Origin of the sequence: Microbacterium esteraromaticum, assembly GCF_016907315.1 — a bacterium.
Classification (GTDB): domain Bacteria; phylum Actinomycetota; class Actinomycetes; order Actinomycetales; family Microbacteriaceae; genus Microbacterium; species Microbacterium esteraromaticum.
Map to the genome: position 1 here is coordinate 1,862,759 of NZ_JAFBBS010000001.1, position 11,502 is coordinate 1,874,260.

At 70.1% G+C, this 11,502-nt stretch carries 8 protein-coding genes; 2 read left to right on the forward strand and 6 right to left on the reverse strand.

From position 1 onward, the window contains the following. Window positions 1–170: 170 nt before the first annotated feature. Window positions 171–1,394, forward strand: coding sequence for an NAD(P)/FAD-dependent oxidoreductase (locus JOE67_RS09000; protein WP_204975251.1), 1,224 nt, complete (start codon window positions 171–173; stop codon window positions 1,392–1,394). A 338-nt stretch (window positions 1,395–1,732) separates the two neighbouring features. Here the strand turns inward: JOE67_RS09000 and JOE67_RS09005 are convergent, their stop codons facing one another. From JOE67_RS09005 to JOE67_RS09030, 6 genes are all read right to left on the reverse strand, one after another. Beyond that, window positions 1,733–4,159, reverse strand: a complete 2,427-nt coding sequence (locus JOE67_RS09005; protein WP_204975253.1) for a polysaccharide lyase 8 family protein — start codon at window positions 4,157–4,159, stop codon at window positions 1,733–1,735. A 97-nt stretch (window positions 4,160–4,256) separates the two neighbouring features. After that, window positions 4,257–6,254, reverse strand: a complete 1,998-nt coding sequence (locus JOE67_RS09010) for a DUF5107 domain-containing protein (RefSeq protein ID WP_204975255.1) — start codon at window positions 6,252–6,254, stop codon at window positions 4,257–4,259. A gap of 88 nt (window positions 6,255–6,342) precedes the next feature. Beyond that, window positions 6,343–7,389, reverse strand: coding sequence for an NAD(P)-dependent alcohol dehydrogenase (locus JOE67_RS09015; protein WP_204975257.1), 1,047 nt, complete (start codon window positions 7,387–7,389; stop codon window positions 6,343–6,345). Window positions 7,390–7,553: 164 nt separating this feature from the next. Next, window positions 7,554–8,354 (reverse strand): ABC transporter permease subunit, encoded by an 801-nt coding sequence (locus JOE67_RS09020; protein ID WP_204975259.1) that lies wholly within the window; start codon window positions 8,352–8,354, stop codon window positions 7,554–7,556. After that, a complete protein-coding gene (locus JOE67_RS09025) occupies window positions 8,351–9,283 on the reverse strand; it encodes an ABC transporter ATP-binding protein (RefSeq protein WP_204975261.1) in 933 nt (310 codons plus the stop codon). Before JOE67_RS09025 ends, JOE67_RS09020 begins: the two co-directional genes overlap by 4 nt. Next, a complete protein-coding gene (locus JOE67_RS09030) occupies window positions 9,280–9,963 on the reverse strand; it encodes a TetR/AcrR family transcriptional regulator (protein ID WP_204975263.1) in 684 nt (227 codons plus the stop codon). The genes JOE67_RS09025 and JOE67_RS09030 overlap by 4 nt, the downstream gene beginning before the upstream one ends. 81 nt (window positions 9,964–10,044) lie before the next feature. On the opposite strand from JOE67_RS09030, the gene JOE67_RS09035 reads away from it, so the two are divergent. Next, window positions 10,045–11,250 (forward strand): class I SAM-dependent methyltransferase, encoded by a 1,206-nt coding sequence (locus JOE67_RS09035; RefSeq protein WP_204975265.1) that lies wholly within the window; start codon window positions 10,045–10,047, stop codon window positions 11,248–11,250. Window positions 11,251–11,502 lie beyond the last annotated feature (252 nt).

The window sequence follows — 11,502 nt, forward strand, 5'->3', positions numbered from 1 at the left end:
AGATTCGGCGATCGGATCGGGCTTTCGGCGGGCCATGTCGAGGATCCCGCGCATCCGCGGCCCTACTCATGCAGAATCTGCGTGCTTGCATCCGGAGCCGCTCGGAATCTGCATAATCACACGTGTGGGTGCTTTCTCGCGCCCACGAACAGCTGTCTCAGGAGGACGCAATGTCGCGGACGATCGTCGTCGGTGCCGGAATGGTCGGGCTCGCCACCGCCTGGCACCTGCAGGAGCGCGGGGTCGAGGTCACGGTTATCGATCGGGTCGGCGTTGGTGCCGGCTCGTCGTGGGGCAACGCCGGCTGGCTGACGCCCGGCAAGACCATCCCCCTCGCCGACACGGGACTGTGGACCTACGGGCCGAAGGCCCTGCTCGACCCCGATGCCGCACTGCACGTGCCCTTCCGGGTGGATCCGGGGCTCTGGATGTTCCTCGGCCAGTTCGCCGCGCACGGCACGAACCGTGCGTGGGACAAGACGATGGCCGACCTCACGCCGATCGACAAGATCGCACTGGAATGCTTCGACGAGCTCATCGACGGCGGCGTGAAGTCATGGACCCGCGAGGGTCCGTTCGTGATCGGCTTCAAGCAGGAGGCCGATTCGAAGGGATTCCTGCACGAGATCGAGGGCGTCGTGCGCCACGGCCAGGACGTGCCCTTCGAACGGCTCGAGAACCCGCGCGAGCTCGCGCCCGTGCTGTCGGATGCCGTGACGCACGCCTACCGCCTCGATGGTCAGCGCTTCTTCGAGCCGGCGCCCTTCCTCGAGGCGCTCGGCGCCGCGGTGGTCGAGCGCGGTGCCGAGCTGATCACCGGCTACGAGGTCACCGACGTCTCGTCGACCCGCCGCCCCGTGGTGACCATGTCGAACGGGCAGCGGCTCGAGGCCGACTCGGTCGTGATCGCCACCGGCGCCTGGATGCCCGCACTGGCCCGCAAGCTCGGTGTGCGCACACGCGTGCAGGCCGGGCGCGGGTACTCGTTCACCGTCTCGACCGAGGTTCCGCAGGAGCATCCGGTGTACTTCCCGTCTCAGCGCATCGCGTGCACCCCGTACCAGGGCCGCTTCCGCATCGCCGGCACCATGGAGTTCCGCGGGCCCGACGAGCCGTTCCAGCCGCGGCGCGTGCAGGCGATCATCGCGCAGGCGCGCGAGATGTTCGTCGGGCTCGACCTCGACGATCGCCAGGACGAGTGGGTCGGCTCGCGCCCCGTCACGCCGGACGGACTCCCGCTCGTCGGCGCGACCCAGGCCCCGAACGTGTACGTCGCCGGTGGTCACGGCATGTGGGGCATCGTGCTCGGACCGGCGACCGGCAAGCTGCTCGCCGAGCAGATCACTACGGGCCGCATCGCCGAGGAGATCCGCCCCTTCAACCCGCTGCGCTAGCCCCGCGCGCCGCGCGCCGCGTGCTGCGGCGGGGCCGAGGTCGAAAAGGCACCGGTGCGGGGCGCTTCCGGTGCCTTTCTGACTTCTCGGCCCGGCGGCGGTGCCGTGGCGCGGGCTTCGCGTCGGGCGCGGGTGCCGAGGGGTCGAAAAGGCACCGGTACGGGGCGTTTCCGGTGCCTTTCTGACCTTTCGATCTGTGGCCGTGCCGTGGCGTGGGCTTCGCGTCGGGGGCGGGGGTGCTGAGGGGTCGAAAAGGCACCGGTGCGGGGCGTTTCCGGTGCCTTTGTGACTTCTCGATCTGTGGCCGCGGCGCGTGCCGCCCGGCGCGGCGCGCCCGCCTAGCCGAGCACGATCCGCTTCGAGTGGCCGTGCCCGTCGAGGTCGAACTCGAGCGTGAGGGGTGAGGTCGAGACGACGCGCGCCCCGGAGTCCGCCTCGATCACCGAGGTTCCGGCCGACGAGGGCAGCGTCACCCGCGCGACGGTCTGCGTGCGGCTCGGGTCCGAGAGCGCGACCGTCGTGCGACCGTCGGCCGTCCGCACGGCCAGCGAGCACGGCCCGGTCACCGAGAACCCGCCCGCCGAACCCGCCGCGAAGAAGTTCGCCAGGGTCAGCCCTGAGTCCGCCACAGCGATCATCTGAGCCGTCGAGTTGTTCGCGACCACTGACACCGTCGGCGTCTCGGACTCATCGAACGTCGCCGAGTGGTGCACGTTCGGCAGCACGACGTACGCGTACCCGCCACCAGACGGGTCGGTCCCGTGGTGGTGCGTGATCGTGACGTAGTCGCGGGTCTTGACCTCGTCGGATCCGCCGGTGTCGGAGCCCGAGTTGATCGTCATCCAGTCGCCGCTGCGCCGCACGACCCGCACATCGATGTCGCCGCTGACGCCCTCGCCCTTCAGGAAGACGTATCCGCCGTGACCGTCGATGTGCACGTTGCGACGCACCTTCACGGCAGCGGCATCCGCAGCCAGCGACCGGTAGCGGTTGTCGGGCCGCAGCATCGGCACAGCTCCCGCGGGGAACGACCGGTTCTCGATCGTCGTGAAGACGTCGAATCCGGATGCCGACGTCACACCGGCTCCGAGGCAGACCATCTTGTCGTCGAGGAAGAACCACGACTTGCGGGCGCTGAGCGTCTTGTTGTGGTTGAGGTGGTCCATGCCCTGGATGCCCCAGCGGTCGTCGAGGGCGAGTCCGCCGGCGAAGCGCTGGAATGCACGGGGGATGCCGGTGCCGTCTGCTGCTCCGTTCTTGCGCGGCTCGGCGGTGACGGTCGTGCCCGGAAGACGGTACGGGTCGACCGTGGGCCAGAAATCGGCGCTGAACTGGGCCTGGTCTGCCGTGCTGTAGACGTAGGTGAGGCCGTCCCCCTGGTACCAGCCGAGGTTGTTCTCGCGGTTGCCCCATTCGTAGCGTCCGATGCGGTTCGACGAGATGTTGACGACGGCGCTGAAGGTCGGGCGGTGGTGCACCAGGCGGTCCTGGTCGCCGAAGGCCTTGGTGTACACAGGGGCCGGCGCCGCCTGCACCGTGTCGTCGCCCAGGATCGAGGTGACCAGCAGCGACTTCGCGACGGTCTGCGAGGGCAGGCCGTACTGCTTCTCGCTGCTGCGCTGCAGCCAGCCCTTCACGAGCGACAGGTAGCGCTCGCGGTACGGCTCGCCCGCGCCCTGCGCGAGCAGCAGGATCGCGGTCATCGCGCCGGCTCCGTCGATGTAGTCCGGCGCCTTCTGGCGCGACACGGCGCGCCCGCGCACGGCATCCATCATCCGGCCGTTCCAGATGAACGGCGCGAAGGCGCCCTCGACGGCGTCCAGGATCACCGACTTGTTCGGGTCGACGACGTCCCACTCGCTGCCGCCGAGCAGGCCGAGGATCTCGGCCAGGCCGCCCAGCGTCACGACGCCGTAGGTGCCGACGTAGGGCAGGTAGCTGTGCTGCACGAACGAGCCGTCGCGATAGAAGCCGTCGCCGCTCGTCACGTAGCCGAACACGCTGTTGCGTCCCCCGCGGACGGTGTCGCTCAGAGCGTCGCGGGCGAGCGCGATCTCGTCGGGGCGGTTGTCGAGGATGCCGCGAAGCGCGCACGACAGTGACTTGTCGGTGCGGTTCGCGCCGGTCTCGGCGAAGCTCGTGCCGCGTCCGCGCCAGTTGGGGTTCGGGGTGAAGTAGCGGGCCGCCGCCATCAGCGCGGTGCGCACCTCGGCGGGCACGACGGCGTGCAGCAGGATGAGGGTGTCGGCGGCCTTGCGGGGCACGCCGATCTCCCAGAACCACCAGTTGCCGACGGCGGCGCGTCCTGCGATGTAGACGTCGGTGCTGAGGTAGGTGAGCGCTGCGACGAGGTCGGATGCCAGGGCCTGGTCCTGATGCTGGCGGGTGCCGGCCGTGGAGTAGGCGAGGGCCAGGCTGAACAGCCGGTCGAAGGTGACGCCCATGTTGCCCGACAGGGTGGTTCCGGTGACCCCGGCGACGGGCAGGTCGGCCCAGATGCCCGGTGCGCCGATCGGGCGGACCATGGCCTTCCAGCTGGCGTCGGCGGCGTCGCTCATGCCGCTGAGCACGCTCGCGAGCTCTGGTACGGATGCTGCGCTGCCGTCGCCCGCGAGCATGACGCGGCGCTTCTCGATGAGAGCGGCGAGGGGGTCTGCAGTGGCTCCGAACGCGCTGGTGGCGGTGCCTGCGGTCATCGTGACCAGGGCTCCGGCGCCGAGCAGCGCGAGGAAGGAACGGCGGTCTACTTCGAGGGGGGACATCATCGGCCTCCTGAGGGGTGGGAAGTGCTACCACGGTAAACGCTTGCCTGCACTATGTAAAGAGGGTGAACGAATTCCGTCCGCCGAGCAGGCGCGGGTGTCAGGTCATCGAGAAGTCGTATCGTGCGGGCACGGGGCGGTCGGGGAACGCCTGTCGCCACAGCTCCGACATGCTCAGCTCGCCCTCGCGGATGTCGGGCACGTCGAACTCATCTTCCAGCATCCGTCCTGCCTCGGCCCGGTCTCCGGATGCCAGTGCCGAACGCACCGCGAGCACGCGGAACCGGCCCCGTTCGCGTAGCTCCGCGGGCAGCGAGGCGACCAGGCGGGACGCCTCCTCAGCCCGCCCCGCGGCCAGCAGCGCGTCACCGAGCTCGAGTGCGATGGGGGCGAGGTCCGCGGCCAGCGTGAGGGCGTCGGAGAGGTGGGCGACACCGGCATCCGGATCCCCGCTCGCCATCTCGACCAGACCCAGCCCGCGCAGCGCCCAGGCCGAGCGGTGGGACCGCAGCGATGCCTCGTAGTGCGCGGTCGCTCCCGTCAGGTCGCCGCGAGCGTGCGCCATCACCGCGCGGTGATAGTGCGTGAGCCAGCTCGCCGGGGCCTCGGCGAGCAGCCGCTCCCACCGCGCGCCGGCGACGTAGCTCGCGGGCGGGGTGGCGACGTCGGCATCGCCGGCACGGTCAGCACCGTCAGCACTCGCGTCGGCACCGTCGGCATCGGCGTCGGCGCGGTCGGCACCATCGGCGCGGTCGGCACCATCGGCGAACCGCGAGTCGCTGTGCAGCAGATCCCGCCAGTACGCGGCGTCGTCTCCCGCCGACGGGTCGAAGCGCACCCCCGGGAGGCTCTCGAACGCCGCGCCGTACCGCTCGGCGAGCGTCGCCTCGAGCGCGCCCCATGGCGATCCGACGTTCAGCACCTCGCCTGGTTCGAGGTCCGCCACGGCCTCCAGGCGCGAGGCATCCGTGGCATCCGCCGCCCGGCCGATCTCAGCGCCGACCGCCTCGACGGCCGACGGCCAGTCGGCAGACGAGACGCCAGCTACCTGCAGCGGCAGGAACGTCTCGGTCCACTCCCACGTCGCCCGTCCGGGCATCCGCAGATGCTCGTACTGCGTCGTCGCGAGCCCGCCCTGGATCTCGAAGTACGAGCCTGTCGCGCCGCCCAGCCAGTGCTGCCAGTGCCTGCCGCCCGTCGTGTCACCCCACACGAACAGCTTGCGGCCGGCCAGACGCGGCGATGAGACGTGACCGAGTCCGGAGCCGTCGGGCTCGAGCGCCGCGATCCATGGGGTCTGCGAGTCGTCGAGCGCGTAGAACCAGTCGGCAGCCGCCTGCGCCTCGGCAGGGCGACTGACGTCGGGCGACGCGACGTCGACCTGCGCGAGCGTGCCGTCGTACTGCGTCTGATACGCGTGCGTCGCCGGGGCGAAGACCCGAGACCCGTCGGTCTGCGCGACAGCGATGTTCGTCCACCAGTACATGCCCGTCTCGTCGGCGTGAGGATTGCGCACCCTCACGTGCACGTGCAGGGCCGCCACGGTCGAATCGAGCGTCGCGTCCATCTGCACGATGAGTCCTCGTACGCGCTCGTACTCCCACATGCGCAGCACCGGCTCGCCGTCGGGCGCGGTGATCGCCGCAGCGTACAGCGGCGCGCAGGTCAGTGGCCAGTGCCCTCGCATGCCGATGTTCCACTCGACTCCGCCCGAGAACCACGCGTTGCGCAGCCCGAGGTTGGCCGGCTGGAAGACCTCGTTGCGGTACACGAGGTCCCGCCCTGTCGCCTTGTCGAGCAGACGAACGAGCCGGCCGCCGAGGTCGAGTGCGAACTCGGCCCTCATCAGGTCGTTCTCGAGCACGGCGAGCCGCATCGGCGCATCCGTCCGCTCGCGGGTGTACTGATCCTGCAGCAGATAGGGAAGGATGCTGGTGACCTGGCCGTACCGGATGTTCTCGGCGATGGCATCCGGAAGCCCGACGGTCGACGCCTCGTACGGAGCCTGCGGCATCGCCGCGACGGCCGGCAGGGGGTTGGGCGCGCCGACCGGCGCCGACGGGAGGGTGACCGAGGTGAGCGTCAGCGTGGCAGTCATGATGTCGCTCACGCTAGGGCATCCGGGGTCGGTCGTGCACGGTTTCGCGACCGACCGACCCCGCACCCTCACCGGGGGCCGCGGCGCGTCAGAGCGTGTGGGTGTCGATGACGAAGCGGTAGCGGACGTCGGCCGAGAGCACGCGCTCCCACGCCTCGTTGATGCCCTCGGCCGCTACCGTCTCCGTCTCGGGCATGATGCCGTGCTCGGCGCAGAACGCGAGCATCTCCTCGATCTCCGAGATGCTGCCCGTGGTCGACCCGGCCAGCGAACGGCGACGCGGGATCAGCGAGAACGCCGGCACGCGGAACGGCTCGGTCGGCGCGCCGACGTTCACCAGGGTTCCATCGACGTCGAGAAGCCGCAGGTAGGCGGCGATGTCGAGCTCGGCCGACACCGTGTTGAGGATCAGATCGAAGCTGTCGCGCAGCTCGCGCATCGCCGCCGCGTCGGTCGTGTCGACGTAGCGCGCCGCACCGAAGCCGAGCGCGTCATCGCGCTTCTTGGTCCCGCGCGAGAGCACGGTGACCTCGGCGCCCAGAGCCACCGCGATCTTCACGCCCATGTGCCCGAGGCCGCCCATGCCGACGACCGCGACACGCGTGCCGGGGCCAGCCTTCCAGTGCTGCAGCGGCGAGTAGAGCGTGATGCCTGCGCACAGCAGCGGGGCGGTGCGCTCGGGGTCGAGCCCCTCGGGGATCGCGACGACGTAGTTCTCGTCGGTCACCACGGCCTGCGAGTAGCCGCCCTGGGTGATGGTGCCGTCGGCCGGGTCGACCGAGGCGTACGTCTGGGTGTTGCCGTTCAGGCAGTACTGGTCGTTGCCCTGCTCGCACTGCGCGCACGTGCGGCACGAGTTCGACTGGCATCCGACGCCGACGAGGTCTCCGACGCGGTGCCTGGTGACGGCTGAGCCCACCTCGGCGACACGTCCGACGATCTCGTGGCCGACCACCTGCGGGTACTGGATCGGGCCCCAGTCGCCGCGGATGGTGTGGATGTCGGAGTGGCAGATGCCGGCGTAGTCGATGTCGATGCGCACGTCGTGCGGGCCGACGTCGCGACGCTCGATGGTCAGCGGCTCCAGGGGTGCGGTGGCGCTGGTGGCGCCGTACGCCTTCACGGTGGTGGTCATTCGCTCTCCTCGTTCATGTCGCCGAGACCTGCATTTCTCGCCGAGACCTGCAGTAGCAACTGTAGGTCTCGGCGGGAGGTGCAGGTCTCGGCGCGGGGGAGATCGCGGGGGAGATCGCGGGGGAGATGGCGGGGGGATCGCGGGGGGAGAGATGGCGGGGTGGGTCAGCCGCGCAGGTCTCGGCGCGACAGCGCGAGGGCGGATGCCAGTGCCAGCACGATCGCGATGCCCCACATCAGCAGCAGGCCGCCCACCTCGACGCCGTCCTTCAACGGCGGCTGCTGATAGACCCACGCGTACGGCGACAGCGCGTTCAGCCACTCGAGATCGTCGGACTGCTTCGCCACCGCCTGGAACACGTAGCCGAGTACGGCGACCGCCGCCGCGACCCCGGTCGCCCAGGCCTTGCGACCGGTCAGGGCGCCCGCGAGGAGTCCTGCCATCGCGCTGAGGAAGGCGAGTCCGGTGAGTGCGAGCGAGGCTCCGGCGATGTGGGGAGGATGGATGCCCAGCTCCGCAGGACCGTTCAGAGCGAGCACGACAGCACCCGAGAAGGCGCCGAGCCAGAGCAGTCGCACGAGCACCGCGAGCGCCGACTCGGCCGCGTACTGCGCGCGCCCGATGCCGTGGGCGAGGTCGAGCTCGAGCCGGCCCGACTCCTCGGCCCCGGCGATCGCGGCCGACCCCCACAGCACTGCGGCGATCGTGAACAGCAGAAAGCCCATCAGACCGAAGAACGTGCTCTGCGCGTAGCCCGCCCCGGTGGCGATCTGGTCGTAGCCGATCGTGTCGACGAGCTGCTTCGGCAGCGCCTTGATGACGCTGTCGAGCTGCCCGTTCGCCCCGAAGCTCGGGTACAGCGGCAGGTACAGGAAGAGCACGGCAGCGATGCCGAGGCTCCAGCCGATCAGACCGCGCCACGACTCGCGGATGCTGCGCCGGAACACCGGCAGCACGGCGCTCATCGTGCACCTCCCTCGTGGTCAGCGGCCGGGCCGTACAGGCGCAGCACGCTCTCCTCCAGATCGGGCTCCTCGATCGTCAGGTCGCGCACGGTCTGCTGCGCGAGCGCCTTCACGAACGGGTCGATCCCGCCCTCGACGGTCGCGGCCAGCTGCAGCGCCTCACCCTGCGCGGTCACCTCGAGCTCTGTCACGCCCGGGATGCCCGTGAAGCGGCGACGCAGGGCATCCGGATCCTGCGCGTCGAGCGCGACCCGCACGCGCCGCACCGATCCGAGACGCAGCGACGCGACGTCGCCCTGGGCGACGATGCGCCCGGCGGCGAGCACGGCCACCTCGTCGGCGGTCTGCTGGATCTCGCTGAGCACGTGCGAGCTGAGCAGCACGGTCTGCCCGGCATCGCGCGCCTCGCGCACCATGGCGAGGAACTCGCGCTGCACGAGCGGGTCGAGTCCGCTGGTCGGCTCGTCGAGGATCAGCAGCTCGGGGCGGTGCATGAACGCCTGGATCAGTCCGACCTTCTGCTTGTTGCCCTTCGACAGGCTGCGCACCGGCCGCGAGAGATCGACGCCGAGGCGCTCGGCCAGCTCGGCCGTGTATCCCCTGGAGACCGGGCCGGAGGTCTCGGAGTAGAAGGACAGCATCCGGTGCCCCGTCACCCGCCCCTCGAGACGCAGCTCGCCCGGCACGAAGCCGATGCGCCGGCGCAGGCGGGCACCGCCGTGCCGTGGGTCCTCTCCGAGCACGCGCACCTGGCCCGAGGTGGGCCGGATGATGTCGACGAGGGTACGCAGGGTGGTGGTCTTGCCGGCGCCGTTCGGCCCGATCAGGCCGTAGATCGTGCCGGGCCGCACGTGCAGGTCGAGGTCGTGCACGGCCGTGCGAGGGCCGAAGCGCTTGTGCAGCCCGGTGATGTCGATGGCGGAACTCATGATGCCCCTCCTTCGGTGGGGTGGTCGGCTCGCGGCGCGGCTTCTGGCGCCGTCTCGGATGCCACAGCCTGGCGCGCTCCGTCGAGGAACGCGGTGCTCGAGTAGATGCCGTGGGTGAGAAGTTCGAGGGTGGGAAGGGTGGTGCGCAGCATGCCGGCAGGGCTCAGCTGGTCTTGCCCGAGCACGCGCCCGACCTGTGCGCGCATCATCAGGGGCGCGAGGCCCATCATCGCGACCAGCACCGTGGTCATCTCGGGATCGCTCATCTCGACGAGCAGCCCGGCCGCGCGCTGCTCGTCGAGCACATCGCGGGTGACGCGGATGATCTCGTCGAACAGCCGGTCGGCGGCCGGTGAGCTGTCGCCGAGCATGCGGCCGAGGTAGTCGACGTAGGGTCCGTAGCGCTCGACGTCATTCAGTGCCGCGCGGATGCGATCGGCTGTGGGCGCCTCGATCAGCTCGTGCTTGTCGTCGATGAACGCTGCCACGACGTAGTCATCGCATGCCGTGCGCAACGCGTTCTTGTCGCCGAAGTGGTGCACGATCAGGGCGGCGCTGACGCCCGCATCCTTGGCGATGGCGCGCATGCTGACGGCGTCGAATCCGTCGCGGGCGAAGGCGCGGATCGCGGCTTCGCGGATGCGGGCGCGGGCCGTGAGGTCGTCGGAGGCTGAACGCATGTACAGCAGACTAAACGCATGTTCAGTCGGCGTCAAGGGGCGGCGCGACGGGGCGCCTCGCCCGGCGGATAGTGTGAGCAGATGGCCTTCGACTTCAGCGCCCTGCGGCGATTTCCCGACGTCGAAGCGCCGAATCTGCAGGCATGGGACGCCACCGACGAGCTGCTCGTGCAGCGGGCGCTCGACGCGGATGTCGCAGGTGACGCGATCGCCGTCATCGGTGATGAGTACGGTGCGATCTCGCTCGCTCTGACGGATGCCGGCATGCAGGGCATCCGTGTGCACCAGGACCTGATCACGGGTCGGCGCGCGCTCGCCGCCAACGCCCGCGCGCTCGCCCTCGCCCTGCCCGCGGCCCACGAGCTCGACAGCTCCCTGCTCACGGGCGCGCGCCTCGTGCTGCTGCAGCTGCCGAAGGGCCTCGCCGAGCTCGAAGAGGTCGCCGATGCCGTCGCCCGCTGGGCGGCACCAGACGTCACGCTCATCGCCGGCGGTCGGGTCAAGCACATGGCGCTCACCCAGAACCAGGTGCTCGCGAGCTACTTCGCACACGTGCAGCCGCAGCGCGCGGAGCGCAAGTCGCGGCTGATCGTGGCATCCGGAGCGCTGCCAGTGCCTGATCAGCCACGCTTTCCGGTCAGCCGCCAGCATGACGGCTTCACCCTCAGCGCATACGGCGGGGCCTTCGCCGGCGCCCGGCTCGACATCGGAACTCGCGTGCTCATCGATGTCATGGGGACGCTTGACCCGCCGGCGCGTTCACAACTCAGGAGATCCGAGCCGTTTCAGCCGTCGGAAGCCCCGATCGGCGGCAATCAGGGGGAGTTCTCCGGAGTTGTGAACGCCCGTCCGCTGAGAGTCGTCGACCTCGGCTGCGGAACGGGTGCGCTCGCCGTGGCCTTCGCGCAGCGGCATCCGGATGCGGTGATCACTGCCACAGACCGATCGGCGTCCGCGGCGCGCTCCGCGCAGGCCACGGTCGTCGCGAACGGCCTCGCGGGGCGCATCACGGTCACACTCGACGACGCCGGATCGGAGCTGCCGGACGGCTCGGCCGATCTCGTGCTGCTGAACCCGCCGTTCCACCTCGGCGCGACCGTGCACGAGGGAGCGGGCCAGAGGCTGATCCAGGCCGCGGCGCGGCTGCTGAGACCCGGCGGCGAGGTGTGGACCGTGTTCAACTCGCACCTCGATCATCGCGGTGTGCTGACCCGCGATGTCGGGCCGACCGAGCAGGTCGCGCGCACCCCGAAATTCACTGTCACCCGCAGCATCCGCCGGGGCTGATCCGCCGCGTTCGAATCGGTCGATTCGCGGGTTCTCGTGCCCGAGAACCGCAAGATGAGCGATCCGAACGGAGGGGAAGAACCCCCGGTGGGACCGCGAATCCACGACCCAGATTTGCCACCGGATCAGCCATTCGTTAGCGTGGACAGGTGGCCGTGAGGTCACCATGACCAGTCCGCGGTCGCGTCCTTCTTTCGACTTGAGCTGTACACGAAGAGGCGTGAGCGTACGGTCGATGTTCTATAGCGGGGA